The organism is Mycobacterium shunyiense, from assembly GCF_058270035.1.
This window is the reverse complement of record NZ_JBZDPT010000047.1, coordinates 639,133-665,391: the sequence shown is the minus strand read 5'-3', so window position 1 is coordinate 665,391 and position 26,259 is coordinate 639,133. Positions and strand designations below refer to the sequence as shown.

The window sequence follows — 26,259 nt, the reverse complement described above, 5'->3', positions numbered from 1 at the left end:
TCAGTCCTGAACGGCCTTGGCGATCGCCACACATCGGGTCAGCTCGTCGATGTCGGGTGCCGGTGTCTCGGTCAGCTCCCACATCGCGTTCTGCATCACCCGCACGATGGTCCAGGCCCGGGCCCGGTCGGCATCCAGGCCGGCCGCGTCGACCAGGGCCGACAGCCGGCGCCGGACCCCGTCGCGGACGTAACCCGCCAGCTCGTCCCATCGGTTCCACAGCATCGGCGCAACCTCGTAGTGCGGGTCGCCGTTCATCGGCTTCGGGTCGATCGCCAGCCATCGCTCGCGGTCACCGGCGAGGACGTTCTCGTAGTGCAGGTCGCCGTGGATCACGGTGCCGGTGGCGCCGGAATCGGCGGTCAGGTCCCTGCCGAGGGTGATCGCCTGTTCCACGAGTCGTCGTGGAACGGGGGCGTTGCGGGGGAGACGTGCCAGGTCAGCTGTCGACCGGGACGTGTAGTCGGCCAGTGACCGCAGCTGGGGCAGTGGCGGTACATGGATCCGGCCGTAGATCCCGGCGACGATCTCACACGCCTCGATGTCCCAGAGCTCGTTGAGATTTCGGTGGTGTAACCGTTCCAGCAGCATCGTCCGCCGGTGCGGATCGGCCCGCAGCAACCGGACCGCGCCGGCTCCCGCCCACCGTCGTAACGCGAGGTGTTCGTGTTCGGACTCGTCATCCGGGAACGCGGCCTTGAGGACTGCGGGCACACCCTCGTCGGTGCGTACCGGTAGGACGATCGAGCAGTAGCCGTGATCGGCGGGCCCGTCGGCGTGCAGGTCCCATTCGTCGAACTGGGTCCGGATCAGTCGTGGCAGGCCATCGACCCATGATTGCCATTGCGGTCCCCGCGTGCCCATCGCACGCACGCCTCCTGGCAGATCGATCATCGTGGTCCATCGTCGCACCCCGGCCCGCCCGCTCGGCATACGGTTTTGACAGACTGTGCCCCATGGCACAGATCACCTTCAAAGGAAACCCCATCAACACGGTCGGCGACCTGCCGGCAGTCGGTAGCTCCGCCCCGAGCTTCTCGGTCACCGGTACCGACCTCGGTGCCGTCACCAACGACCAGTTCGCGGGCAAGTCGGTGCTGCTGAACATCTTCCCGTCGGTGGACACCGGGATTTGCGCCGCCAGCGTGCGCACCTTCAACGAACGGGCCGCTGCCGCCGGAGCCACGGTCTTGTGCGTGTCGAAGGACCTGCCCTTCGCGCTGAGCCGTTTCTGCGGGGCCGAAGGCATCGAGAACGTCATCACCGCGTCGGCTTTCCGGGACAGCTTCGGAGAGGATTACGGAGTCACCATGTCCGACGGTCCGATGGCCGGTCTGCTGGGACGCGCCGTCGTCGTCATCGGCGCCGACGGCAAGGTGGCCTACACCGAGCTGGTGCCGGAGATCGTTCAGGAACCCGACTACGACGCCGCGCTGGCCGCACTCTGATCGTCGTCATCCCTCCTCACCGGCGCGCCCCGCGCCGGTGAGGAACCGGCCGGCGCTCAGATCGGCCACTGCTCGCGGCGATACGCCGCGTCGAAGAACATCCATTCGTATTTGGCCGTGACCTCGAAATGGGCTCGTGCGGCGGCCTCGTCCGCCCCGCCCAGTGTCGGTCCCAGCCGATCGGTCAGCTCGAGCACCTCGGCAACAGTGGCGGCGAACTCGTCGCCCCCGTAGCTGTCGATCCAACGCTGATAACGCCGATCGGGCGAACCCCGATCCAGCAACGCCGCCCCGACGCGGGCGTAGATCCAGTAACAGGGCAGGACCGCCGCCAACCCCTCGGCGAAGGTGCCGCTGTAGGCAGCGGCCAGCAGATAACTCGTGTAGGCGCGTGTGGTCGGGGTGATCGGCGTCGCGTTCAGCGCCTCGACGTCCAGCCCCAATTCGGGAAGCAGCTCGCTGTGTAGGCCCAACTCGACATCGAAGACCTCGGCGGCGTGCCGGGAGAACATCGCGGTGTCGGCCAGCGTGGGGGCTTTGGCGGCGACGATGGCCAACGCGCGGGCATAGTCACGCAGATAGTGCACGTCCTGTGCCACGTAGTGGGCGAAGGCCGCGTCGTCCAGGCTGCCGTCGGTCAGGCCGGTCAGGAACGGGTGCGCGAGGATCGCGGTGAATGTCGGCTCGATCGGCTCCCAGAGCCGGGAAGACCAGGATTGCGGATACGCGTCGGAATGCATGCCACCATGGTGTCAGGTCATCCGCAAACGTGGTGCGCCCTCTCGGCCGGCCTGCACCACAACGATTTTCGCCCCGGTCATGGCCAAATCGGAACTCCCCCCGACCCTTTGCCGAGGGGGAGGGCACCCACCGCGGCGCGCGGTGCTCCCGGCGGTGCCGAAGTGGCCCGCACAACGGCCGCCCAGGACCGTTCCGGTAACTGTTGGGTCACGGTCCTGTATCTGATCGAGTCTGTGCCCCAATCTAATTGGGCAAACCTGTTACTGAGCGGTACAAATGGTTGACCCGGCTGACAGCGACCAGCAGTCGGTGTCACCCTCCGGTGGTCGAGAGAGTTGATGTTCGATGAGACGTACCTTTGCCCTGCTGTTCGGTCTGGCATTCCTGGTAGCGGCTCCCGGACTGGCCGGCGCCGCGCCGATCGAACGCCCGACCGGCAACCAACGCTATGTCGATCTGGTGATTGCCCGCGCGATGTCACAGCGCGGTGTGCCCTTCAGCTACGGCGGTGGCGACGTGAACGGGCCGACCCGTGGCGTCGCCCGCTCCCTGCCCGCCGCCGCGGGCCTGGCTCCTGCCACTCCGCCGCTGGTGGGTGGTGGACTGACACCGGGCCTTTCGACTCCGGCGGTGACCGCTCCGGTCGCTCCGGTTCTGACCCCGGGTCTCGGCCTGGCGCCGGACCCGTCGGCGAACGTGGTGGGATTCGACGCCTCTGGTCTGATCGTGTATGCCTTCGGCGGAGTCGGGGTGAAGATGCCACGGTCGTCCGGCGAGCAGTACAAGGTCGGACAGAAGGTGCTCCCGGCGCAGGCGTTACCCGGTGACCTGATCTTCTACGGCCCCGAGGGCACCCAGAGTGTGGCGCTCTACCTCGGCAACAACCAGATGATCCAGGGCACCGAGCCGGCTGTCGCGGTCACGCCGGTGCGCGCCCAGGGGATGACGCCCTATCTGGTCCGCATCATCGCCTGACACCTGAGATCTTGTGCGTCCGAGGCGGCTCAATCCTCCGTAGGCTCTGAGCTGACGACGAGGAAGGCGCACTGCATTGACAGACCAGACACCTGCGACCACGCGGACCGTATTTCCCGGTATCAGTTCCCGTGCCTGGGAGCATCCTGCGGACCGGACCGCGCTGACCGCCCTGCGTCGGCTGAAGGGATTCGATCAGGTCCTCAAGGTGCTGTCGGGGATGTTGCGCGAACGCAAGCACCGGCTGCTGTACCTGGCCAGTTCGGCACGGGTGGGTCCACGGCAGTTCGCCGACCTCGACGCGTTGCTCGACGAGTGTGTGCAGGTGCTCGACGCTCCGGTACGCCCGGAGATGTTCATCATCCAGTCGCCGGAAGCCAATGCGTACTGCATCGGCATGGAGGACCCGTTCATCGTCATCACCTCGGGCATGTACGAGCTGATGACACATGACGAGATGCGCTTCGTGATCGGTCACGAACTGGGACATGCGCTCAGCGGCCATGCCGTGTACCGCACGATGCTCCACCACCTGCTGCGGTTGGCCTCGTCGTTCGGCTTCGTCCCGATCGGTGGCTGGGCGCTGCGGGCCATCGTCGCGGCGTTGCAGGAATGGCAACGCAAATCCGAGCTTTCGGGCGATCGCGCGGGCCTGCTGTGCGGACAGGACTTCGACATGGCGATTCGGGTCGAGTTGAAGCTGGCGGCCGGCCGGCACCTCGACAAGCTCGACTCGCAGGCGTTCCTGGCCCAGGCCCGTGATTATGACGCGACCGGCGACATGCGCGACGGGGTGCTCAAACTGCTCAATCTGGAAATGCAGACGCATCCGTTCTCGGTGCTCCGGGCGGCGGCACTGACCAAGTGGGTCGACACCGGCGGATACGGCGCGATCATGGCCGGCAACTATCCGCTGCGGTCCGAGGATGCGAACGCGAGTTGGGCTGACGACGTCAGCGCGGCGGCACGCCACTACAAGGACGGTTTCGACCAGTCCAACGACCCGCTGATCCGGGGCATCCGGGATGGCTTGGGCGGGGTGGTCGACGGAGTGGGGCAGGCCGCGACGAATGCGGCAGACTCGATGGGCCGCAAGATCTCCGAATGGCGCCGCAACACCCGGCCGAGTGACGAACAGTCGACCGACGGGTAGTTGCCGTCGGAACAACGGTAAGCCCCTAGACTAGGCGCTCGTGGGCATCCTGTTTGGCTTCGCGCCGTGGATCATCTATTGGGTTCTCGTCGGCAACGTGCCGTTCCTGGTCGCCGTGCTGGTGGCGCTGGCCACGGCCATCGCGACATTCACGATCAGCCGGATCTCCGGGGCACCGGGGCGCACCTTGGAGGTCGGTGCACTCGCGACCTTCATCGTGCTGACGATCCTCACCCTGGTGCTGAGCCAGGATGTGATGGAGCGCTGGATACAGCCACTGAGTGCCGCGGGGATCTTCCTGGTCGCCCTGATCGGTCAGCTGATCGGCAAGCCGTTCGTGCTGGAGTTCGCCGCAGCGGGCCAGCCGCCCGGAGTTGTGGAAAGTGATCTGTTCCAACGGATTGTGAAGATCCTGACCTGGATCTGGGTGGGCGCGTTCGCCGGGATGACGATCTCCGCGGCGATACCGCCGTTGGTGCAGGGTGATGCCACGATCCTGGACACCAAGACGCCGTTGTCGTTCATCTGTTACTGGGTCATCCCGTTCACGCTGCTCGGGCTGGCGGCACTGGCCTCGCGGGTACTGCCCGACCGGATGACGGCGGGCATGAACGACATCGTGCGCAAAACCACTTTCGTGGCGTTCTCCGAGGCCGAGATCGACCAGCTCTACTATCTGGCGCAGGAGCACGCCAATCGCGAGGTCGGCGCCGGGCAGGAAGCCTACGACGTCCGGGTCGGTGGATCGGCGACGCCCTTGCTGGGCGATGAATCCAGAATGTCGTGGCCCTCGACGTACAAGGTGCGTGACCGCAAGAGGTAGTACCTCAGCGGTCCGGCATCATCCCCAGCAGTCCGAACATCATCACGAGGCCCGGCAGCAGGTTGGTCACCTGGTGGGCGACGATGCCGCCCCACAAACTTCCGGAGTAGAGCCGCGCCAACGCAATCGGGACGGCGACGACGAGCAGTAGCGGGGCCCGTTCGGGCTCCAGGTGGGCCAGTGCGAACACCAGGGTGGACACGATCACCGCGACGGTGCGTCCCCACCGTTGCTCGAGCGCACCCCACAGCAGTCCGCGGTACACCACCTCTTCGCAGATCGGTGCGACGAACGCGACCAGGAGCAGGACGGTAACTGCCAACGGCCAGCCGGTTCGAACGCCCTCGTAGACCCCGCCGACCGCGGAGGTCGCGTCGGGTCCGACGATCGCCTGGTACAGCAACGCGGCGGGCAGTGTGACGAACAGGCCCCCGATGCCGAACGCCAACCCGAGACCGGCGGCACGCCAGGACCACTGCCATCGAAAGTCGATGCGGGGGCCGTTGCCGCGCCATTTCGCGATGGCAACGGCCAGAGTCGCGGCGACGAGTGTCGGTACCCCGATCGCCAGGGTGATCAACCAGGGCGGCGGCGGCCCCGGGGGTGCGAAGATACCGAACGCGGCCGAGATGAGCAGATAGACGGCCTCGACGGCGATGAAGGCGCCGAGGCCCCAGCGATGTGCGGTCACTTGGTTCCGAAGATGCGGTCACCCGCGTCGCCGACGCCGGGAACGATGTAGCCCTGCTCGTCGAGTTCCCGGTCCAGTGCCGCGGCGTAGATGGGCACGTCCGGGTGTGCCTGCTGCATCGCGGCAACGCCTTCGGGACAGGTCAGCAGACAGACGAATTTGACGGAGCGCGGTGCGTACTCCTTGATGCGGTCGATCGCCGCGACCGCCGAATTGCCGGTGGCAAGCATCGGATCCACGACCACCACGTCACGTTCGTGCAGATCTCCCGGCAGCTTGAAGTAATACTCCACGGCCACGCGGGTCTTCGGATCCCGGTAGAGGCCGATATGGCCGACGCGGGCGCTGGGCATCACGCTGAGCATGCCGTCCAGGATGCCGCTTCCGGCCCGCAAAATGGACACGAACACCAGTTTCTTGCCGTCGATCACGGCTCCGGTAGTGGATTCCAGGGGTGTCTCGATGTCGACGTCGTGGACTGGGATGTCACGCAGCACCTCGTAGCTCATCAGCATCGAGATCTCGTTCAGCAATTGGCGAAATCCTTTGGTGGACACGTCCTTCTGTCGCATCAGCGACAGCTTGTGCTGCACCAACGGATGATCGATGACGTGCAGGTTGCCCATATCGCCGTTCCTAGAAGACCGTGCCGTCACTGATGATGGACAACGGCGGTGCGCCGTCGCGCAGGCGTGCGGCCAGCGCGCGGCCTGTCGCCCAGGTTCCGCCCTCCAGCACACACGCCAGCGGCAGTCGTGGAGCGCCGAGATGGTCGCGGATGAGCGGTGCCAGCTCATCGAGCAGCGCGACGGTCAGTGCCCGCCATTCGACGACGAGTTCGTCGCCCACCGCCCAGTTCTTCTCGGCGAGCGCGGCATCACGTAACCGCAGCACTCCGGTATCCAGCAGCAGACCGCCGTTGCGGTACTCGGGGAGGCCGGTGAGGGCATCGAGTTCGGTGACGGCGACGCCGGCTCGTTCGAACGGTTCCAGCAGGGAGTAGGTCAGCCACTGGGACAGTTTGTGAAACGGCATCCAGCCGCGTGACAGGCCGGGGCCCGGAGTCGCCTGATGCCGCCAGCAGTCGCCGAGTGGTTGACCGCCGATGGCGTTGTCGGTGAGCCACACTCCCGATAGTGCGTCCAACACCGCCGAGAGTAGGTCGTGTGCCGTGACCGTCGGGCCGGTCACCTTGTCGAACAGTCCGCCGGGACGGCCGTCCGGCCCGAATACATCAGGGCGAGCGGCCAATTGGGTGCCCAGGCGGCGGAGCAGCTGCACCCGGCCGGTGAGGCCGAGCAATGGATTTCCGAGATCCACCTGAAAAGCGGCCGCCAGGATTTCGTCGTCGAGGCCGCGAAGTGCGCCGGCATCTGCCTGCAGCGGATCGGCAGGATCGCTCGAGAACAATCCGCTGCCGAACGCGTGCCAGCTCGCGACCCCCAGGCCCTCGGAGCGGGTCAGGCGAAGGCCGGTGCCGGGCTCGGTGTAGTGCCAATCAGGTCCGGCGCCGGCGTCGAGCAACACGCTCACCACGGCCAGGTCGATCATCGATCGAGCACGCGACGCGGCATCTGAATCGGCTGTGCGCGAGTCCAACTCGGACCGACGATCCACACCTCCGGCCTCGAAATGACGCCACCTGCCGTGGTAGGGGATGGCGAGTGTCGGGTAGCGGCTGCGGGTGACGTCTGCGACCTCGGCGGCTGCCCGGTCCAGAGCATCGTCATCCACCAGGAACCAGGCGGAGTTGCCGACCCGGGCGCGCTGCAGAAGGTGCTGCGCCCGTTCGCGGATCGCGGTGGTTGTGCGCAGCGTGGCGACTGCGGCCGCGCCGGCCGTGGTCGTGGTCATGGCGTGAGTCCGCGGCCTTTGGCGATCTTCAGTTCGTCGGCGCCCGGCACCGGCCCGGGGGTGAAGTAGCCGGCGGCCATCTTGGCGTCGATCTCCACCCGGGCGTCGGCCGGGATCAGGTCGTCGGGGATGTTGACCCGCTCGCCGACCTCGATCCCGGAACCGGTGATGGCGTCGTATTTCATGTTGCTCATGGACACCAGGCGGTGGATCTTGCGGATTCCCAGCCAGTGCAGGACGTCGGGCATGAGCTCTTGGAACCGCATGTCCTGCACCCCCGCCACGCATTCGGTGCGGGCGAAGTACTGATCGGCGGTGTCGCCGCCGTCCTGGCGCTTGCGTGCGTTGTAGACCAGGAATTTCGTCACCTCGCCGAGTGCGCGGCCCTCCTTGCGTGAATAGGCGACCAAGCCGACCCCGCCACGCTGGGCACCGGCGATGCATTCCTCGATGGCGTGCGTGAGATAGGGCCGGCACGTGCAGATGTCGGAGCCGAAGACGTCCGAACCGTTGCACTCGTCGTGCACCCTGGCGGTCAGTTCCACGGTCGGATCGGCCAAATCGTGTGGTGCACCGAAGATGTACACGGTCTGCCCGCCGATCGGCGGCAGGAACACCTCGAGGTCACCACGGGTCACGAGTTCGGGGTACATCCCGCCGGTCTCCTCGAACAGCACCCGGCGCAGGGCGGTCTCGGTGCAGCCGAACCGGGCTGCGACGCCCGGCAGGAACCACACCGGCTCGATGGCTGCCTTCGTCACCAGGGCCGCACCGTTTTCCAGGAGTATCTGGCCGTCGGGATGCAGTCGGCCGGTGGTGATGGCGGTGGCGACCTCCGGCACCATCACATGGGCCTTGGTCACCGCGATGGTCGGCCGGATGTCATAGCCGGCGCCCAGTTCCGCGGCGAACGCGTCAGCGACCATCGCGCCCCACGGATCCAGGCTGACGATCGTCTCGGGTTGGCTCCACTGGGGGTAGGGCCCGATCACATCGGTGGGGGAGGTATTGGTGAGATCGGCACGGTGCTCCGGGGAGAGGGCGCCCGCGGCGACGGCCAGAGCCCGGTACACGCTGTAAGAGCCACTGTGGGTGCCGATCACGTTGCGGTGCGCGCGGGTGGTGGTGGTACCGATCACCGGACCCCGCTCGGCTGCAGTCGGCGCGGCCCAGTGAATGGTCGGGGTACCCGCGACGGCACTGTGTGACGTCAACCGGATATGTCTTGCCTTCGTCGGCTCCGCGGATGCACCACTTGATTCGACGACCATGTCGGTGCCCCTTCCTCCGCGCTCGACTGAGACCGTCCAGTCAACCCCGATTCGGCAGGTTCTGCATGCGGTGTGCCCGTAACGTCGATCGAATGCGGTGGATCGTGGACGCGATGAACGTGATCGGATCCAAGCCAGACGGCTGGTGGAAGGATCGCCGCAGCGCGATGGCCGGTCTGGTCGAGGTGCTCGAGCGCTGGGCCGTGGCCGGGGGACACCGGGTCACGGTGGTGTTCGAAGGGCCCACGTCGCCGCCGATGGAGTCTGCGGTGATCGAGATCGGCCATGCCCCACGGGCGCACGCGAACTCGGCGGACGACGAGATCGTGCGGTTGGTTCAGGCGGATTCGCGACGCGGTGAGATCACCGTCGTGACATCGGATGGCGGGCTGGCCGCGAGGGTCCGCGACGCGGGCGCGCTCGTGCGACCGGCCGCCGGTTTCCGGGACCAGATCGCCTCGTTCTGAATACCCGAGCGCCCTGCTGCATTACCGTCACCGGCATGGGCGACGATGCGGTCGGCATCAGCGGTGTTGACCTGACGGATCCTGCCGTCTACCAGGCCGGTATCCCGGTCGAGGCGTTCCGTGAACTTCGGCGGCGGGCCCCCGTCGCGTGGCACCCGTACGGTGATACGGGTTTCTGGGCGCTCACCGGCTATGACGAGATTCTCGCCGTGTCGCGCGACAGTGCAACGTGGTCCTCACAGCAGACCGGGGTCATGCTCGACGTTCCTCGGTCGGAGGAGGCCTATCAGCTCAGCTTGATGATGCTGACGATGGACCCGCCGCGACACACCGCCTTGCGGAAGCTGGTGAGCAAGGGGTTCACCCCGCGGCATGTGGCGCGACTGAATTCCCGAGTGACAAACCTGGCGGCCGAGATCGTCGACGGTGTTTTGGACCGCGGCGAATGTGATCTCGTGTCCGACGTCGCGGGCGCATTGCCGTCGTATGTGATCGCCGAACTGCTCGGGATCCCGCATGAGGACGGTCGCCGGCTTTATGAGCTGACCGAAATCATGAATACGGAGCGGGTCGGCACTCCCACGGAGTCGGCGATGCAGGCGTTGGGCGAAATGTTCGAATACGCGTCGGCACTTGCCGAACGCAAGCGTGCCGACCCGGCCGACGACATCGCGAGTGCGCTGCTGCAGGCCGAAGTGGATGGTCAACGCCTCACTGACCTGGAGTTCAACTTGTTCTTCCTGTTGCTGATCAACGCCGGTGGCGACACCACCCGCAACCTGGTCGCGGCGGGAACACTTGCCCTTATCGAGCATCCCGACGAACAAGTCCGGCTCGCGGCCGATCCGGAACTTCTCCCGACCGCAGTCGAAGAGATGCTGCGCTACGTCAGCCCGGTGAACGTATTCGCCCGCACCGCAACGAAAGACACCGAGTTGCGCGGTGTGCGCATCGCCGAAGGGGAGCGGGTGGCGATGTTCTTCCCCTCGGCCAATCGCGACGAGACGCGCTTCGGAGACCCGGACCGCCTCGACATCGGCCGCGACCCGAACCCGCATCTGGCCTTCGGCGGCGGGGGAACACATTTCTGCCTCGGCGCGAACCTGGCCCGGGTGGAGGCGGCAGCCATTTTTCCCGAGATCCTGTACCGGATGAAGGATCTTGAGGTCAGCGGGCCGGTGGAGCGGGTGCGTTCGAATCTGATGAACGGTATCCACTCGATGCCGGTGCGGTTCAGCGCGGCGTGAGGCGGGCGGACTCCAGTTCGCCGTCGACAACCAGCTGCCGCAGGGTTTTCCGGTCGAACTTGCCGCTGGGCAGGGTTGGTATCCGGTCGGCGGTGGTCAGCACCCACCTGGTCGGGACCTTGTAGGCCGACAATTGTTCCCGGGCATAGGCGGCCAGGGTTCCAAGGTCGAGGTTCGCGTTGCTCACCACCACCGCACAGACCTCTTCGCCGCGCTGCGGATCGTCGATGCCGACGACCACGCAGTGAGCCACGTCGGCCGACTCGGCGATGACGGCCTCGACCTCCAACGGAGAGACGTTGGCCCCGGCAGCCTTGATCAGATCGGTGGTTCGCCCGACGTAGAACAGTCGGGGGTCGCCGTCGCGCCGGTACACCTTGTCGCCGGTGTGGTACCAGCCGTCGGTGTCGAAGGTTTCCGACCGTTCGCGCTTGTTGTACCCGGCCATCACCCCGATTCCTCGGACCAGCAGTTCGCCGGTCTCCCCGGAAGCGACCGGGGAGCCGTCTTCGTCGACGATGGCCATGTCGGTGAAGGCAAACCCGCCCGCGGTCTCAGACATGGTGCGGTGCACCGGGAATCCGTCGGGCACGTCGGTCATGGCGATGTCCAGCGGGCCGTCGCGCAGCATCGGTGCACTGCTGAGGTCGCGCTGGGCGAACGACGGGTGGTCACGCAGCCGCTGGGTGAATGCCGGCCAGCCCACGATCCCGGTGATTCGTTCCCGCTCAGCAAGATCCAGTGCAGTCTCCGGATCGAGTTTCGGCATGACCACCAGGGTGACCGGCTCGTGTAGGGCGCCGGTGACAGCGAGCAGTCCGCCGATCCAGAAGAACGGCATGGCGCACAGGATTCGGGACCGGTCCTGCGACCCGGTGATCGCTCGGATGGCGGCGGTCCAGGTCGAGGTCTGCCGCACCAGCGTGCCGTGGGTGTGCAGGACGCCTTTGGGATCGGCCGTGGAGCCCGACGTGTGCACCATGATGGCGAGGTCGGCGGGGGATACCTCGGTCTCCGCGGCGGCGAGAACGTCGGCAGATACGACGTCGGCGGCGGCATCGCACCCGCTCGACGCCCACGGCCGGGGGCTGCCGCCGATCACCGCGATGTGACGCAGAAAGGGGGCGGCGGTCAGCGCGAGTCGACTGCCGGAGTGATCGACAAGCTCGGGCAGCGCGGCTTCCAACCGGTCGGCAACATCGATGTTCAGCACCGTGTTGGGGGCGATGAGAAGCCCGATGTCGGCGAGCCGCAACACCTTTGCGATCTCGGCGGGGGTGTAGAGGGTGCTGAGCGGCACGGCCACTGCGCCGATCCGGGATACGGCGAGCCACCACGTCACCCACTCGGCACCGTTGGGGAAGAACAGGCCGACGCGGCTGCCCTTGCCCACCCCTTGGTGCAGCAGCCACCGCGCCAGGCGCGCCGACCGTTGCTCGGCCTCGAGGTAGGTGAGCCGTTCGGTGGGGGTGGTCAGGTAGACGGACTCACCGAACTCGGCGACACTGTGCCGCAGGAGGGCGGGGACGGTCAGCGGGGGTTGCGTCACCCGCCCATCTTCTCAATGGCGGGCGATGGCCTGACCGCGGTGGGTCAGTGGCTTCCGCAGGCCGCGCAGTCGTCGCGCGGCGGGCGTGGATCGCGCGGGTTGTCTGGGTCGGGATCGCCGAACCACCGCGAGGGCTCATGCTCGGGGTAGGTGTCGTGCCATGACCACCACTCGTATGCCTTGGTCTGCGGGTATCCCGGTGGGGAATCCTCCCAGGTTTCCTGTCGGCCGAGTGCGGTCATGTCCAGGAAGTTCCATGTGTTGACGAAAGCCTCGTCGCCCCGGTTGTCGATAAAATAGGTGCGGAATATCCGGTCACCGTCGCGAATGAACGCGTTGGTGCCGTGCCACTCGTCGACCCCGAAGTCCACGTCGAACTCCGCGCCGGGCCTGGGGACCATGGTGTACCAGGGATGACTCCACCCCATGCGTGTCTTGATCCGGGCGATGTCGGCCTGGGACCCGCGCGAGGCGTAGACCAGAGTGGTGTCGCGCGCGTTGAGATGGGCCAGGTTGCCGATGTGGTCGGCCATCAACGAGCAGCCGACGCAACCGTGTTCCGGCCAATCGTCCACACCCGGATCGAGGAACGCCCGGTACACGATCAGCTGGCGTCGTCCGGCGAACAGGTCGAGCAGTGTGGCGCTGCCGTCGGGGCCTTCGAACGCGTAGTCCTTGTCCACCGGCGTCCATGGCATGCGTCGGCGCAACGCCGCGAGCCGGTCCCGTGCGTGGGTGAATTCTTTTTCCTTGACCAGCATTTCGTCGAGTGCGGTCTGCCAGTCGGCGGCCGGCACGATCGGTGGATTCTTCATGGTTGCTCCCGTCGTCAGTCCGTTGCAACGCTCTTCAATCGTTCAACAAATCAGTTGAATAATGTTCCTCGAGGTAACCACGGTCCGCGGCTATAGTCAACAAGGTGGTTGAAGATCAAGTTCTGGACCGCGCGTATTCGGCGCTGGCCGATCCGACCCGTCGCCGGCTGTTGGAGGCACTCCGTGCGGGCGACGCCCGCATCAGCGACCTGGCTGCCCCGTTGCCGATGACCTTCGCCGGTGTCTCGCGCCATATCGGGGTGTTGGAGGCCGCGGGTCTGGTACAGCGCGAGATCCGAGGTCGAGAGCACTGGGTCTCGCTCAAACAGGACGGGTTGACCATGGCTCAGCAGTGGATGACCGAGCAGACGGACTTCTGGTCGAGTCGCGCGGATGCGCTGGCCGCCCGGTTGCGGCGGAAGGCAGATTCCCGATGACCGACGCGCCGACGGTCCGTGTGCGGCGATTGATGCCCGCGGCGCCCGATGTGGTGTTCGACGAATGGCTCGACCCCGAGTCGCTGCGGGAATGGATGTGCCCGCGGCCGGTGTACTGCGTCGAAGTGGCGGTCGAGCCTCGCGTCGGTGGGATCGTGCGCTTCGACATCGACGATTCCGGTTCGAGCGTGCTGATCACCGGACAGTTCCTGACCATCGACCGGCCACGGGTGCTGCGATTCACCTGGAGCAACTCGGACTGGTCCGACCCGACCGTGGTCAGCATCGTCAACGTCGAATTCGAGCCGGCCGGCGACGGGCAGACGATGATGTCGATCGAGCATTCCCTTTTGCCGCCAGAGGAATTCGACAACTTCCACAGCGGGTGGACCCTCACGTTCGAGCAACTGGCGGCCCGCCTCGAAGGCGCCGCGACCTAGACTGCGGGCATGGACAGCGGCACTCAGGTTCAATACGAGGCCCCGGCAGGCCTGCTCCGCATCGAGGACTGCCTGGACGAGAACGGCGGCATCGTGCTGCCCCCGGGCACCACCCTGATATCGCTGATCGACCGCAACATCGCCCACGTTCCAGACCTGGTCGCCTACCGCTACCTCGATCACAGCCAGGCCGCCGAAGAGGTCATCGAGCTGACGTGGACGCAGCTGGGCGTGCGGCTGCGGGCCGTCGCAGCGCGGCTGCAGCAGGTGGCCGGCCGCGGTGAGCGTGTCGCCATCCTCGCGCCCCAAGGGCTGGACTATGTCGTCGGGTTCTTCGCGGCGATCAAGGCCGGCAACATTGCCGTGCCGCTGTTCGCACCGGAACTGCAGGGGCATGCCGAACGCCTCGAGACCGCGCTGCTGGACTCCCGGCCGACCACGGTACTCACCACCGCCGCGGGCGATGCCGCGGTACGGGAGTTCCTCGCGACGATGCCGGATACGCTGCGTCCCCGGGTCGAGCTCATCGACGAGATTCCCGATTCGGCGGGGGACACCTTCACCCCGATCTCGGTCGATCCCGACGACATCTCCCACCTGCAGTACACGTCGGGCTCGACGCGTCCGCCGGTCGGGGTGGAGATCACCCACCGCGCGGTCGGCACCAACCTGCTGCAGATGATCCTGTCCATCGATCTGTTGAACCGAAACACCCACGGCCTCAGCTGGTTACCGCTCTATCACGATATGGGCCTGTCGATGATCGGATTTCCCGCGGTCTACGGCGGACACTCGACGCTGATGTCACCCACAGCGTTCATCCGCCGGCCCCAGAGATGGATCCGTGCGATGTCCGACGCCTCGAAACACGGCCGCGTGATCACCGCCGCACCTAACTTCGCCTACGAATGGACCGCGCAGCGCGGCGTTCCCGCCGCGGGGGAGGACGTCGATCTGAGCAATGTGGTGCTCATCATCGGTTCCGAGCCCGTAATCCCTGAGGTCATCACGGCCTTCAACGAGGTGTTCGCGCCGTACGGGCTGCCGCCCACAGCGTTCAAGCCGTCCTACGGCATCGCCGAGGCGACGCTGCTGATCTCGACGATCGGTCCGGGCGAGCAGTCGTCGGTGGTCTACTTCGACCGCGAACAGCTGACCCTGGGTAGGGCCGTCCGCGTCAACGCCCACGCCGAGGGTGCCGTCCCACATGTGTCGTGCGGTCATCCGGCCCGCACCTTGTGGGCGGTGATCGTCGACCCCGCGACTGCCGACGGCCCCTCCGCGGAAGTTCCCGACGGTGCGGTCGGGGAGATCTGGTTGCACGGCAACAACATTGGCCGGGGTTACTGGGCCCGCCCCGAGGAGACGAGCAAGGTGTTCGGGGTGTCGTTGCATTCGCGTCTCGCCTCCGGCAGTCACGCCGCCGGGCTGCCGGAGGACGCCACCTGGCTGCGGACCGGCGATCTCGGGGTGTATTTCGAGGGGCAGTTCTATGTGACCGGGCGGATGGCCGACCTGGTGCGGATCGGCGGTCGCAGTCACTACCCGCAGGACATCGAGGCCACCGTGGCGGACGCGTCGCCACTGGTCCGGCGCGGTTATGTCACGGCGTTCACCGTCACTCCCGACGGCGACGGGGACGGTGCGCGGTTGGTGGTGATCGCCGAACGCGCCGCCCGCACCAAACAGGCCGATCCGGAGGAAGCCGGTGCGGCCATCCGCGCGGCAGTGGCCGACCGACACGGATTGACCGTCGCGGATCTGCGATTCCTGCCGGCAGGCGCGATTCCGAGGACCACCAGCGGCAAGCTGGCCCGCGTGGCTTGTCGCGGCGAGTATCTGGAAGGCACGTTGGGCGTGCGGTGACCGTTCGCCGCGGGCATGCTGGCTCGTATGAGCAGAGACGAGATCACCGCCGCGATCGTAGAAGCCCGTTTGACCAAGGGCCTGACGTGGCAGCAGCTGGCCGACGCCATCGACCGACCCGTGGTGTGGACGGTGTCCGCCCTGCTCGGGCAACATCCGGTACCGGCCGAGTCCGGCAGGATCATCGTGGATCTCCTCGGGCTGGACGAGTCGGTGATTCCGGTACTGGCTGCGGTCCCGATGCGAGGTGGACTGCCGACGGCCGTGCCCACCGATCCCACCATCTACCGGTTCTACGAGGCGCTCCAGGTCTACGGCGGAGCGCTCAAGGAAGTCATCCACGAACAGTTCGGTGACGGCATCATGAGCGCCATCAACTTCAGCGTCGATGTGCAGCGCAAGCCGCACCCTGCCGGAGACCGCGTGGTGGTGACGTTCGACGGCAAATTCTTGCCCTACGACTGGACTGCGGCCGAGCGAGTGGTCCGCTGCTAGTTTGCAGTCGTGGGCCAGTTCTCAGACTCGTGGGCGGCGCTGCGCGCTGCGGTGGCCGCGCTGGATCCCCAGGATTTCGCTCAGCCCTCCGGCTGTGCCGGTTGGCTGGTTCGAGATCTGGTGTGCCACCTCGTCATTGATGCCCAGGATGTGTTGATCACCCTGGTCACCCCGACCGATGCCGAATCGACCCGTAACGCGCTGACCTACTGGGAGGTCAGCAGAACGCCTCCGACGGGCAAGGATCCCTTGGACGCGCTGACCGTCAGGCTGGCGGCGGCATACGGGGATCCGGCCCTGCTCAAGTTTCATCTCGACGACGTGGGCTCGGCCGCGGAACGAGCCGCTGACCTTGCCGACCCGCACGCTCGGGTGGGCACGCAGGGACAGGTTCTCACCGTCGGCGACTACCTCGACGCCTACGTCCTGGAATGGACACTGCACCACCTTGATCTGGTCGCGCACCTGCCGGGGGTACCGAGCCCACCGGCGGCGGGGCTGGCCCGCTCACGCGCGATGTTGGGGGACATCACGGGCGCGCGGTTCCCCGCGGAGTTCTCCGATGACGACACCCTCCGGCTGGGGACCGGCAGGCGGGCGCCGACAGACCTGGAGCTGACCGCTCTCGGAGAGACGGCGGCACAGCTGCCGTTCATCCTGGGCTGAGCGCAGACCCTGGCCAAGCGGGCCGTCGACGGTCCATGATGGCGAGACATCCCGACGGTGACAGTAAGGATTCACATGGCCACTCATCGAGCTGTTCACGTCCAGTCAGCTGGCGGCACCCTGGAACTCGTTGACGCTCAGACCCTCTCGCCCGATCGGGGACAGGTCCGGGTCGCCGTGGCCGCCTGTGGGGTCTGTGGCACCGATCGAGCCATTCTCAACGGCGGATTCCCGGGCATCGCGTGGCCGGTGACGCCGGGCCATGAGATCGCCGGCACCATCGCCGAAGTGGGCGCGGGCGTCACCGATTTCGAGGTGGGGGACCGGGTGGCGATCGGCTGGTTCGGCGGGCACTGCGGAGTCTGTATTCCTTGCCGGAAGGGCGATTTCATCGTCTGCGAGAAGGGCCAGGTGCCGAGCCTGCACTATCCGGGCGGATACGCGGAATCCGTGACGGTGCCGGCCAACGCGCTCGCCCGGATCCCCGATGAACTGTCTTTCGCCGAGGCCGCTCCGATGGGGTGCGCCGGGGTGACGACATACAACGCGCTCCGACACACCCGGGCCCTGCCCGGCGACGTGGTCGCGGTGCTGGGTGTGGGCGGCCTGGGGCATCTCGGGCTCCAGTTCGCCAGCGCGATGGGCTTCGAGACCGTCGCGATCGCCCGCGGCCCCGGCAAAGAAGCCGATGCCCGTTCGCTGGGGGCCCGGCACTACATCGACTCGACCGCAGGCGACGTCAGCGCAGCTCTGCGAGACCTGGGCGGCGCGGCGGTGGTCCTGGCAACGGTGGGGAATTCGCAGGCCATGGCCGAGACGGTGGGCGGACTCGCGCCCCGCGGCGAGTTGGTGGCGATCGGGGTGTCCGCCGATCCGTTGCCCATCAGCCCGGTGCAACTGATCCAGCCCGCGCTGACCATCTCCGGGCACCCGTCTGGAACCGCACGTGACGTCGAAGAGACGATGCACTTCGCGGTGTTGTCGGGGGTGCGGGCCCGGATCGAGGAGCGCCCACTGGCTGAGGCGTCGAGCGCCTACACCGCCATGGAGCAGGGACAGGCGCGCTACCGCATGGTCCTGACCATCTGATCGACGGTCGAATCCGGTTTTCTCGCCCCACTGGTCACAGCGAACAGGTAGCGTCGGAACTTCGTTTGCTGGACGACGAATCGGTGGGGGCCGGAATGGCGTGGAAGCGGATGGCGACGGTTGCCGGCAGGGTTTTCTCCGGTAGGTCACCTGGCGTTGCCCAAGAGTTCGCCCGTGATATCTACTCTGCCCCGGTGCTTTTCACGCCGGGACGGCTCAGAACAGTGGTGTCCGTAGCGCTCGTTGCGCTCTTGGGATGTACGGCCGCGCCAACACCCGCGTGGGCTGCGCCCTTACCGTCGGCGCAGATCGACTTCGGCGGCACGCTGCGCACCTACCGGCTCCACCTACCGGCCGGGGGCCCACCGTCCGGGCTGGTGGTCAATCTGCACGCTGCCGGCGCGACCGGAGCCGATCAGGCGGCGCTCACCCATTACGACGGGGTGGCCGACGCCCACGGGTTCGCCGTGGTCTACCCCGATGGCATCGATTACAGCTGGGCCGACGGCCGCGGCGCCTCGGTGCCCGACCGTCAAGGGGTCGACGATGTCGGGTTCATCTCGACCCTTGTCGATCGCCTCGTCGCCGAGAACGGCATCCCGCGCGGCCGGGTATATGCCACGGGTTTGTCGGCAGGTGGATTCATGGCCAATCGACTGGCGTGTGATCGCGCCGACCTGTTCGCCGCGATCGCCCCGGTGGCCGGCACGCTGGGGACAAATGTCGGCTGCAATCCGTCCAGGCCCGTTTCGGTCCTCGCCACCTACGGGACGGCCGACCCTGTCGTGCCTTTCAACGGTGGGCCGATGACGGGGCGGGGCGGAGGCAGCACCGTGGTGTCGGGGCCGGCGATGGTGGACCGGTGGCGTCAGATCAACGGCTGCCCGGCTCCGTCGGACGAGGTGCTGCCCAGCACCGGCGACGGCACCGAAACCCACCGCATCGCCTCCGACGGGTGTGCCGGCGGAACATCGGTGGTGTTCATGCGGGTCGACGGGGGCGGGCACACCTGGCCGGGCGTACCCGAGATCCTTCCCGTGCAGTCTGTCGGGGCAGCCAGCCACGCCTTCGACGCCTCGGATGCGTCCGGGCAGTTCTTCGCCTCCCACGGCAGATGACCGCGGTTCTCCGTTTCGGGTAGTCCGCTACGCGTGTCCGCGCCACGCCGGGTCGATAGTTTCTGCGGGTGCAGGCACATGAAAGCCCTTGTGTCCGCATCGAAACGACAGGAGTCGATCATGGCGATCACCTATGGGGTTCTGCGCGCACGACCGGATCGGTTCGTCAGGGAAGACGGCCAGTCCACCCCGCACCTGCAGATCCGGGCGGTTGACGACTCCGGACAACCGTGGCGGGTCGCGGTCAACGTCGAATCCAACGACGGCAGCGAGGTCGTCTTCTGGGTGGTGGATCCGCTGGTCGGACATCCCGTCGTCAACGGACTGGCCGCGGTGGCGTCCGGCTTCTCTGTCACCCCCGGCACGTCAGCGTCCTCGTTGGACTACGTCAAGGCGCCGCTGTTCGATTTCACGCTCGGCCGGGCGCTTCCGCCCAGTGGCAACGCGAATGCCGATGACCTGCAGGATCTTTTGAGCCTGTACCTGACCCAGTGCCAGACCGCCGGCGGCGAACTCTATGCCTTCGGTGCGAAATTCGACCGCAACCTGCACAAGCCGATCGATGCCGACTTCGGTAACACCGACGGTTTGCATGGTGTTCACGACATCCACATGAACCAGGGCAATGTCGGTGCGCACGCGGGGGACAACGGGGCCTTCCACGACGGCGGTCTTCTGCTGGCCTTTCCCGATCGTGTCGTCGGCATCCTGCTCGCCTTCCAGACCCAGCGGGTACCTACCGACCCACAGGGCGACGCGGCACCGGGTGCACAGCCCCTCTCCCGGTTGGTGGGGGCGGCCGGGGGCGGTGGCGAGGTGACCCCGGGCCTGGCGTATCTGGAGCGGGCGCTGATCAATCCCACCGGCCCGGACCCCGGACACGAAGCGGTGGTGATCGGCAACTACGCCACCGAGGCAGTGTCACTGCACGGTTGGCGCCTGGTCGACCGCAACGGTCGGGAGAGCAAACTGGATGCCGACCTGGCCGGTGGTGCATCGGCAGTCGTCGTGCTCGACGGGTCAGGCGCACAGCTCGGCAACTCCGGGGGAAACCTTCTGCTGGTCGATGATCATGGCACCCAGGTGGACAGCGTCACGTACTCCCGAGGCGATGCGGCCGCCGTGGACCGCTACGTGCGGTTCCAGCGTTAGCCGCCAGTATTCATCACGCCGCGGTAAACCCTCGCCGCGCTCCGAAGGCACCCGCTCGTGTGACCGAATACCGTTCGTTACCTGCGTGATTCACCCTGCGCGAAGCAGGGCGCAGTCAAGCACGTTCGGATGGTGCCGCCCGCGGGCGGCGCCACCAACAGCACCGTGGCGTTACGGTTCGGTCGTGGATTGGCACAGCTGGCACGACGACTACGACCGGCCGGATTCGGCACTGGCACACCGGCTTCGCGCGGTGCAGACCTTGATCCGGCAGGCGCTGGACGAGGCTCCGGCAGGCCCGCTGCGGGTCGTCAGCCTGTGCGCCGGGCAGGGGCGCGATCTGCTCGACGTGTTGACCGACCATCCGCGACGCGACGACGTTCGGGCGCGCCTGGTCGAGTTGGATCCCCGCAACGCCGAGATCGCCGCCGAAACCGTGGACCGGTACGGGCTGACCGGGGTCGAGGTGGTAACGGGTGACGCCGCTCTGATCGACCAGTACCAGGACCTGGTCCCCGCCGACATCGTCGTGGCGTGCGGCATCTTCGGCAACATCACCGATGAGGACATCGAGCGGACCATCGGCTTCCTGCCTCAGCTGACCAGAACCGGCGGCACGGTGCTGTGGACTCGCGGCCGCACCGTTCCCGACCGGATTCCGTTGATCCTCAACTGGTTTGACGAGCGCGGTTTCGATCCGGTCTGGGTGTCGCAGCCGGATGTGAGTTACGGCGTCGGAGCCCACCGCTTCACCGGGTCACCCGAACCGGTGACACCGGCCGCCCAGATCTTCACCTTCGTCGGGTCCGACGTGATCCGGGCTGCCGACCGCGCCGGGTGACCTGAACCGACCGGCAGCCCGGCTTCCACCGGCCCGCGGCGGTTCATGACTACGCTGCACACAAATGGCTGAGGAAGGATTGAACGGCAGGGACCGCTTGCGTGGCGGGCTGCGCATGGCCCTGCGTGGGCGTCGTGATCCGGCACCGGTGGCCGGCCGGCGCAGTCGCGCGTCGGCCGGCATGGGTGATGTGCACACCCGCAAGGTTCTCGACCTGACCATTCGGCTCGCCGAGGTGATGCTCTCGTCGGGGTCGGGTACCGCCGACGTCGTCGCCACCACCCAGGACGTCGCGCAGGCGTACCGGCTGACCGACTGCGTCGTCGACATCACCGTCGCGACCATCATCGTGTCGGCACTGCCCACCACGGACAGTCCTCCGGTCACGATCATGCGGGCGGTGCGGACCAGGTCCACCGACTACACCAGGCTGGCCGAACTCGATCGTCTGGTCCGGCGCATCACCTCCGGCGGTATCACCGTCGACGAGGCGCACGAGGCCATGGACGAGCTGACCGAGAGCCCGCATCCGTTCCCTCGGTGGCTCGCGACCGCCGGATGGGCGGGGTTCGCGCTCGGTATCGCGATGCTGCTGGGCGGCAACTGGTTGACCTGCCTGCTGGCCACCGTGACGGCTGCGCTGATCGACCGGGTCGGCCGTCTGCTGAATCGGATCGGCACGCCGTTCTTCTTTCAGCACGCGGTCGGCGCGGCGATTGCGACATTGATCGCGTTGGCGGCCTACCGCTACACGGGGCAGGGTCTCAGCGCGCTCGTCGCCACCGGGATCGTGTTGTTGCTGTCCGGGATGACGCTGGTCGGTGCCGTGCAGGACGCGTTGACCGGTTACATGGTCACCGCGGTCGCGCGACTCGGTGACGCCGTGTTTCTCACCGCGGGAATCGTCGTGGGCATCACCGGTGCCCTGCAGGCCGCCACCCTGCTGGGGATCCAGATCGAACTGCACGTCAACACGGCAGGCACCTTCATCACGCCGAGAGGACCGCTGCCGATCGTCCTGGCGGTCGTGGGTGCGGCGCTGGCCGGGATCTGCCTGACCATGGCCAGCTATGCACCGCTGCGGTCATTGCCCACCGCCGGGTTGGCAGCGGGGCTGGCCGAGCTGACGTTGATCGGGCTCGGGACGGCCGGCTTCGGCCAGTGGGCGGCCACCGGGATCGCGGCCGTCGGTGTCGGTTTCCTGGCGACGCTGATCTCCATTCGCCGGCAGTCTCCCGCGCTCGTGACGGCGACCGCCGGCATCATGCCGATGCTGCCCGGCCTCTCGGTGTTCTGGGCGGTGTTCGCGTTCGCCGTGGACGAGAAGTTCGGAGAGGGGCTCGCACACCTGCTGAGCGCGGCAGCGACGGCGTTGGCACTCGGCAGCGGCGTAGTGATGGGTGAGCTGCTCGGCTCCCCGCTGCGGTACCGCGCCGGACGCATCGGTGAGTTCTTCCGGAAAGAAGGACCGCCCGGCCTGCGCCGGGCGGTGGGCCAGGTGGTCCGCCTCCAACCGGCCGAGAACACGTCGGCTGTCGGCACTCCGCGCGCGGAAAGCGTCCCCCTGGAAGCAGCCCCGGCAGAGGAGCCCGAGGACGACGAGACCGCAGAGCCCGACAGCTGAGTCAGGCGATCGGCGTACCGACCGTAACCGATCCCGTCGACGTCATCGGGCCGTCGGGCCCGGCGGGATCAGGTGAACGGAAGGAAGTCGCCGTTGACCCAGACACCCCAGTGACCGCCCGCGGGCAGGTTCCACCAGACCATCGGGTGACCCTGCCACGTCTCGGCCGGCTTCTTCGGCGCGTTCGGCGGCGGCGGGAGGCTCGGATCGGGATCGGCGCTCGCGGTGGCCACGCCGAGGCCGAGTGCGGCCCCGATCAGGCCTGCGGCCGCGAAGGTCGCCACGGCTGCCTTGCTCAGGAACATGAATGCCACCTCGGTGCTCGAATCTGAACTTGGATAGTCGAAGCTTAGCCAATCGAACTGATCGGTTGTGCACCTGAGGTCGGACGACGGGCCTATAGGTCATCCTGGACCCGTGTGACGTGGCCTGACATGAGATCAGAAATATTTCGGGCCTCGATGTCGAGAACATCGTGACGGCTCCGTCCCCGTTGTGAGCGACCAACCCGGGTTGCGAATCCGAAGGGAGAATCCCATGGCCAAGTACCTGTTCCTCAAGCACTACCGAGGTGCCCCCGCGTCGGTCAACGACATTCCGATGGACCAGTGGACCCCGGACGAGATCCAAGCCCACATCCAGTACATGAACGATTTCGCGGATCGGCTCAAGGACAGCGGTGAGTACGTCGACAGCCAGGCCCTGGCCCCGGAAGGCACGTGGGTCCAGTACGGCGGCGAGGGCAAGCCACCGGTGACCGACGGCCCCTTCGCCGAGACCAAGGACCTGATCGCAGGGTGGATGGTCGTCGACGTCGATTCCTACGACCGCGCGGTCGCATTGGCCGGAGAACTGTCCGCGGCACCGGGTGCGGGCGGGCGGCCCATCCACGAGTGGCTGGAGGTGCGCCCGTTCCTGACCGCCCCACCGACTGTCACCGACTGATGGCGCCCGGTGCGGTGGACGAGGCCAGGCTCCGGGATCTGATGCCCGGTGTCCTGGCCGCCCTCGTCCACCGTGGTGCGGACTTCGCGACGGCAGAGGACGCCGTGCAGGAGGCCTTGGTCCGGGCGTGGGAGACCTGGCCGCACGGGCGGCCCGACGATCCCAAGGGCTGGTTGATCACCACGGCGTGGCGCAGGTTCCTCGACCTCACCCGATCCGATGCTTCTCGGCGCAACCGTGAGGCCAGGGTTTCTGCGGAGCCGGCCGCCGGGCCGGCCGGCGCGGTGGACGACACCTTGCAGCTCTACTTCCTGTGTGCGCACACGAACCTGACCTCCTCGGCCGCTGTCGCCCTGACCCTGCGGGCTGTCGGAGGCCTGACCACCCGCCAGATCGCGCAGGCCTATCTGGTGCCGGAAGCGACGATGGCGCAACGGATCAGCCGTGCCAAGCGCACCGTGGCCGCCGTTCGGCTGGATCGTCCCGGCGACCTGCGCACCGTGCTGCGGGTGCTGTATCTGGTGTTCAACGAGGGCTACAGCGGCGATGTCGACCTGGCAGCCGAGGCGATCAGGCTCGCCCGTCAGCTGGCCCGAACCACCGACGATCCGGAAGTCGGCGGTCTGCTGGCGTTGTTCTTGCTGCACCACGCCAGGCGCCCGGCGCGTACCCGGTCCGACGGGACCCTGGTTCCTCTCGCGGAGCAGGACCGCACGTTGTGGCGGCGCGATCTGATCACCGAGGGCGTGTACGTCCTGCAAGCCGCCCTGGCACGCGACCGGCTCGGGGAGTATCAGGCCCAGGCGGCGGTGGCAGCGCTGCACGCCGACGCCCAGTCCGCCGAGGAGACAGACTGGGTGCAGATCGTCGAATGGTACGACGAACTCGTCGCACTCACCGACAGCCCGGTGGTACGCCTCAACCGCGCAGTCGCGTTAGGTGAAGCCGATGGGCCGCAGGCAGGTCTGGCCGCGCTCGCCGAACTGGACCCGGCGTTGCCGCGCCACACCGCTGCGGCGGCCTACCTTCACGAGCGGGCAGGGGACATCTCAACGGCGGCACGGCTGTACGTGCAGGCCGCGGCCGAGGCGCATTCGCTGGCCGAGCGCAACCACCTCACCTTGCGCGCATCCGTGCTGCACGGTCGCATTTCTGGCGACGACGGTTAACCTCCTAGTTGTGGGCAACAGTCGGAAGAGAGTGTTGATCATCGGTGGGGGATTCGGCGGGCTGTTCTGTGCGCGTCGATTGGGCGGAGTCGACGTCGACGTGACCCTGCTCGATCGGGCGGCGGGACACCTGTTCCAGCCGCTGCTCTACCAATGCGCCACCGGGACCTTGGGCTTCGGCCAGATCAGCCGACCGCTGCGCGAGGAGTTCGAGCGTCACCGCAACGTCACCACATTGCTCGGCGACGCGATCGACATCGACCCCGAGTTGCGCCGGGTTACGGCCCGCCGGCCGGATGAGACGACGTTCACCCTCGACTACGACGTCCTCGTCGTGGCCGCGGGCATGCAACAGTCCTACTTCGGCAAAGAACATTTCGCGGAGTGGGCGCCCGGAATGAAGACACTCGACGACGCACTCAACATCCGGCAACGGGTTTTCACGGCCTTCGAGATCGCCGAGACACTGCCAGCGGGTCCCGAGCGTGACGGTTGGCTCACGTTCGCTGTCGCCGGCGGCGGTCCGACCGGGGTCGAGCTGGCCGGGCAGATCCGCGAGATGGCCACGCGCACCTTGGCTCACGAGTTCCACAGCATCGAGCCCAAGGAAGCCCGGGTGCTGCTGTTCGACGGCGGGGAACGGGTGCTGAAGGCTTTCTGCTCCGAACTGGGGGAGAAGGCGACGAAGTCGCTGCAGAAACTGGGCGTGGAACTGCACATGGGAGTCCACGTGACCGACGTCAACCGGGACGGGGTGACCGTCACCCCGAAGTCCGGTGGGCCCGACGAGCAGTACGCGGCCCGAACCGTGTTGTGGACGGCCGGGGTCGAAGCCGTGCCATTTGCCCGGCACCTCGCCCAGGTGCTGGAAGTCGAGGCCGATCGCAGTGGGAGAATCACTGTGGGGCCTGATCTTTCGATCGACGGCCGTCCTGAGATCTTCGTGATCGGAGATCTGGCCGGCCGGGAGAACCTGCCGGGCGTCGCCGAGAACGCGATGCAGGGCGGGCTCCACGTGGCCTCGTGTGTCCGCCGGGAACTCGCCGGAAAACCCCGGCGGCCGTTCCGCTACCGAGACCTCGGCTCGGCGGCCTACATCGCGCGCCGACAGGCACTGCTGCAGGTCGGCCCGGTCAAGCTGGCCGGCTTTTTCGGTTGGCTGGCTTGGGGTTTCATCCATATCGCGTTCCTCACCGGCGTACGCAACCGCGTCAGCACGGTGACCACCTGGCTGACCACCATCGCCCGCGAGAACCGTGGGCACCGGGCGTTCATGCTCGGCGCGACCGGCCTGCCCGAGCAGCGCTATACGTGGACCACGTGGGACGCGCTGACACCGCCGCCTGCCGAGACGACGCCGGACGGAAACGACCGCTAGGACCT

28 protein-coding genes are annotated in these 26,259 nt (G+C 67.1%); 19 read left to right on the top strand and 9 right to left on the bottom strand.

The genetic code is table 11. From position 1 onward, the window contains the following. Positions 1 to 894, bottom strand: a complete 894-nt coding sequence (locus tag AC4ELS_RS30355) for an aminoglycoside phosphotransferase family protein (RefSeq protein ID WP_064879780.1) — start codon at positions 892 to 894, stop codon at positions 1 to 3. Positions 895 to 956: 62 nt separating this feature from the next. Here AC4ELS_RS30355 and tpx point away from each other — a divergent pair, with 62 nt between their 5' ends. Beyond that, a complete protein-coding gene (tpx, locus tag AC4ELS_RS30350) occupies positions 957 to 1,448 on the top strand; it encodes a thiol peroxidase (RefSeq protein ID WP_055114335.1) in 492 nt (163 codons plus the stop codon). Between the two features lie 56 nt (positions 1,449 to 1,504). On the opposite strand, the gene tenA is transcribed toward tpx, so the two are convergent. After that, positions 1,505 to 2,188, bottom strand: coding sequence for a thiaminase II (gene tenA, locus AC4ELS_RS30345; protein WP_448448690.1), 684 nt, complete (start codon positions 2,186 to 2,188; stop codon positions 1,505 to 1,507). 346 nt (positions 2,189 to 2,534) lie between these two features. On the opposite strand from tenA, the gene ripD reads away from it, so the two are divergent. The 3 genes from ripD to AC4ELS_RS30330 all read left to right on the top strand — a co-directional run bounded on the left by ripD (position 2,535) and on the right by AC4ELS_RS30330 (position 5,140). Then, positions 2,535 to 3,164, top strand: a complete 630-nt coding sequence (gene ripD / locus AC4ELS_RS30340; protein WP_064879784.1) for an NlpC/P60 family peptidoglycan-binding protein RipD — start codon at positions 2,535 to 2,537, stop codon at positions 3,162 to 3,164. Between the two features lie 76 nt (positions 3,165 to 3,240). Further along, positions 3,241 to 4,317: a M48 family metallopeptidase gene (locus AC4ELS_RS30335; RefSeq protein WP_499050662.1), complete on the top strand. Its 1,077-nt coding sequence runs from the start codon at positions 3,241 to 3,243 to the stop codon at positions 4,315 to 4,317. Between the two features lie 40 nt (positions 4,318 to 4,357). Continuing rightward, positions 4,358 to 5,140 (top strand): hypothetical protein, encoded by a 783-nt coding sequence (locus tag AC4ELS_RS30330; RefSeq protein ID WP_499050660.1) that lies wholly within the window; start codon positions 4,358 to 4,360, stop codon positions 5,138 to 5,140. A 4-nt stretch (positions 5,141 to 5,144) separates the two neighbouring features. On the opposite strand, the gene AC4ELS_RS30325 is transcribed toward AC4ELS_RS30330, so the two are convergent. The 4 genes from AC4ELS_RS30325 to AC4ELS_RS30310 are packed head-to-tail and all read right to left on the bottom strand — an operon-like array spanning position 5,145 to position 8,956. Beyond that, positions 5,145 to 5,771 carry a CPBP family intramembrane glutamic endopeptidase gene (locus AC4ELS_RS30325; RefSeq protein WP_499050837.1) on the bottom strand — a complete coding sequence of 209 codons (627 nt, stop codon included), beginning with the start codon at positions 5,769 to 5,771 and terminating at the stop codon, positions 5,145 to 5,147. 56 nt (positions 5,772 to 5,827) lie between these two features. After that, positions 5,828 to 6,457: a uracil phosphoribosyltransferase gene (upp, locus tag AC4ELS_RS30320; protein ID WP_055114326.1), complete on the bottom strand. Its 630-nt coding sequence runs from the start codon at positions 6,455 to 6,457 to the stop codon at positions 5,828 to 5,830. Between the two features lie 10 nt (positions 6,458 to 6,467). Further along, positions 6,468 to 7,685, bottom strand: a complete 1,218-nt coding sequence (locus AC4ELS_RS30315; RefSeq protein WP_499050657.1) for a URC4/urg3 family protein — start codon at positions 7,683 to 7,685, stop codon at positions 6,468 to 6,470. Beyond that, positions 7,682 to 8,956, bottom strand: a complete 1,275-nt coding sequence (locus AC4ELS_RS30310) for a GTP cyclohydrolase II (RefSeq protein WP_499050654.1) — start codon at positions 8,954 to 8,956, stop codon at positions 7,682 to 7,684. Before AC4ELS_RS30310 ends, AC4ELS_RS30315 begins: the two co-directional genes overlap by 4 nt. A gap of 92 nt (positions 8,957 to 9,048) precedes the next feature. On the opposite strand from AC4ELS_RS30310, the gene AC4ELS_RS30305 reads away from it, so the two are divergent. After that, positions 9,049 to 9,423 (top strand): NYN domain-containing protein, encoded by a 375-nt coding sequence (locus tag AC4ELS_RS30305; protein ID WP_499050651.1) that lies wholly within the window; start codon positions 9,049 to 9,051, stop codon positions 9,421 to 9,423. A 35-nt stretch (positions 9,424 to 9,458) separates the two neighbouring features. Beyond that, positions 9,459 to 10,670, top strand: a complete 1,212-nt coding sequence (locus tag AC4ELS_RS30300) for a cytochrome P450 (RefSeq protein ID WP_499050648.1) — start codon at positions 9,459 to 9,461, stop codon at positions 10,668 to 10,670. Here the strand turns inward: AC4ELS_RS30300 and AC4ELS_RS30295 are convergent. Together AC4ELS_RS30295 and AC4ELS_RS30290 are read right to left on the bottom strand one after the other, a co-directional pair. Continuing rightward, complete coding sequence (locus tag AC4ELS_RS30295) at positions 10,657 to 12,219, bottom strand: class I adenylate-forming enzyme family protein (RefSeq protein ID WP_499050645.1); 1,563 nt, start codon at positions 12,217 to 12,219, stop codon at positions 10,657 to 10,659. The two genes, AC4ELS_RS30300 and AC4ELS_RS30295, sit on opposite strands and share 14 nt — an antisense overlap. A gap of 44 nt (positions 12,220 to 12,263) precedes the next feature. Further along, positions 12,264 to 13,034 carry a DUF899 domain-containing protein gene (locus AC4ELS_RS30290; RefSeq protein ID WP_064958769.1) on the bottom strand — a complete coding sequence of 257 codons (771 nt, stop codon included), beginning with the start codon at positions 13,032 to 13,034 and terminating at the stop codon, positions 12,264 to 12,266. 104 nt (positions 13,035 to 13,138) lie between these two features. Between AC4ELS_RS30290 and AC4ELS_RS30285 the strand changes: the two genes are divergently transcribed. From AC4ELS_RS30285 to AC4ELS_RS30240, 10 genes are all read left to right on the top strand, one after another. After that, positions 13,139 to 13,471 carry an ArsR/SmtB family transcription factor gene (locus AC4ELS_RS30285; RefSeq protein ID WP_064878118.1) on the top strand — a complete coding sequence of 111 codons (333 nt, stop codon included), beginning with the start codon at positions 13,139 to 13,141 and terminating at the stop codon, positions 13,469 to 13,471. Beyond that, the gene (locus tag AC4ELS_RS30280) at positions 13,468 to 13,911 is read left to right on the top strand and encodes an SRPBCC family protein (protein ID WP_448448703.1); all 444 of its coding nucleotides are present in this window, start codon (positions 13,468 to 13,470) and stop codon (positions 13,909 to 13,911) included. The genes AC4ELS_RS30285 and AC4ELS_RS30280 overlap by 4 nt, the downstream gene beginning before the upstream one ends. A gap of 9 nt (positions 13,912 to 13,920) precedes the next feature. Further along, entirely contained in the window at positions 13,921 to 15,777 is a 1,857-nt protein-coding gene (locus tag AC4ELS_RS30275) for a fatty acyl-AMP ligase (RefSeq protein ID WP_499050642.1), read from the top strand. Between the two features lie 27 nt (positions 15,778 to 15,804). Then, positions 15,805 to 16,272, top strand: a complete 468-nt coding sequence (cynS, locus tag AC4ELS_RS30270; RefSeq protein ID WP_055114307.1) for a cyanase — start codon at positions 15,805 to 15,807, stop codon at positions 16,270 to 16,272. A 9-nt stretch (positions 16,273 to 16,281) separates the two neighbouring features. Beyond that, positions 16,282 to 16,938, top strand: a complete 657-nt coding sequence (locus AC4ELS_RS30265) for a maleylpyruvate isomerase N-terminal domain-containing protein (protein ID WP_064885289.1) — start codon at positions 16,282 to 16,284, stop codon at positions 16,936 to 16,938. A gap of 75 nt (positions 16,939 to 17,013) precedes the next feature. Beyond that, positions 17,014 to 18,027 (top strand): alcohol dehydrogenase catalytic domain-containing protein, encoded by a 1,014-nt coding sequence (locus AC4ELS_RS30260; protein WP_448448707.1) that lies wholly within the window; start codon positions 17,014 to 17,016, stop codon positions 18,025 to 18,027. 194 nt (positions 18,028 to 18,221) lie between these two features. Then, on the top strand, positions 18,222 to 19,145 hold the full coding sequence (locus tag AC4ELS_RS30255) for an extracellular catalytic domain type 1 short-chain-length polyhydroxyalkanoate depolymerase (protein ID WP_499050639.1): 924 nt from the start codon (positions 18,222 to 18,224) through the stop codon (positions 19,143 to 19,145). A 120-nt stretch (positions 19,146 to 19,265) separates the two neighbouring features. Next, positions 19,266 to 20,297 carry a DUF2278 family protein gene (locus AC4ELS_RS30250; protein WP_448448708.1) on the top strand — a complete coding sequence of 344 codons (1,032 nt, stop codon included), beginning with the start codon at positions 19,266 to 19,268 and terminating at the stop codon, positions 20,295 to 20,297. A 184-nt stretch (positions 20,298 to 20,481) separates the two neighbouring features. Continuing rightward, positions 20,482 to 21,138 carry a class I SAM-dependent methyltransferase gene (locus tag AC4ELS_RS30245; RefSeq protein ID WP_499050636.1) on the top strand — a complete coding sequence of 219 codons (657 nt, stop codon included), beginning with the start codon at positions 20,482 to 20,484 and terminating at the stop codon, positions 21,136 to 21,138. 64 nt (positions 21,139 to 21,202) lie between these two features. Next, on the top strand, positions 21,203 to 22,762 hold the full coding sequence (locus AC4ELS_RS30240) for a threonine/serine exporter family protein (RefSeq protein WP_064958763.1): 1,560 nt from the start codon (positions 21,203 to 21,205) through the stop codon (positions 22,760 to 22,762). 68 nt (positions 22,763 to 22,830) lie between these two features. Here AC4ELS_RS30240 and AC4ELS_RS30235 read toward each other — a convergent pair whose 3' ends face one another. After that, positions 22,831 to 23,067, bottom strand: a complete 237-nt coding sequence (locus tag AC4ELS_RS30235; RefSeq protein ID WP_064885309.1) for a hypothetical protein — start codon at positions 23,065 to 23,067, stop codon at positions 22,831 to 22,833. 232 nt (positions 23,068 to 23,299) lie between these two features. Here AC4ELS_RS30235 and AC4ELS_RS30230 point away from each other — a divergent pair, with 232 nt between their 5' ends. The 3 genes from AC4ELS_RS30230 to AC4ELS_RS30220 are packed head-to-tail and all read left to right on the top strand — an operon-like array spanning position 23,300 to position 26,254. Next, positions 23,300 to 23,707, top strand: coding sequence for a YciI family protein (locus AC4ELS_RS30230; RefSeq protein ID WP_064934612.1), 408 nt, complete (start codon positions 23,300 to 23,302; stop codon positions 23,705 to 23,707). Next, entirely contained in the window at positions 23,707 to 24,876 is a 1,170-nt protein-coding gene (locus AC4ELS_RS30225) for an RNA polymerase sigma factor (RefSeq protein ID WP_499050633.1), read from the top strand. The genes AC4ELS_RS30230 and AC4ELS_RS30225 overlap by 1 nt, the downstream gene beginning before the upstream one ends. Positions 24,877 to 24,886: 10 nt before the next feature. Then, positions 24,887 to 26,254 carry an NAD(P)/FAD-dependent oxidoreductase gene (locus AC4ELS_RS30220; RefSeq protein WP_064885277.1) on the top strand — a complete coding sequence of 456 codons (1,368 nt, stop codon included), beginning with the start codon at positions 24,887 to 24,889 and terminating at the stop codon, positions 26,252 to 26,254. Positions 26,255 to 26,259 lie beyond the last annotated feature (5 nt).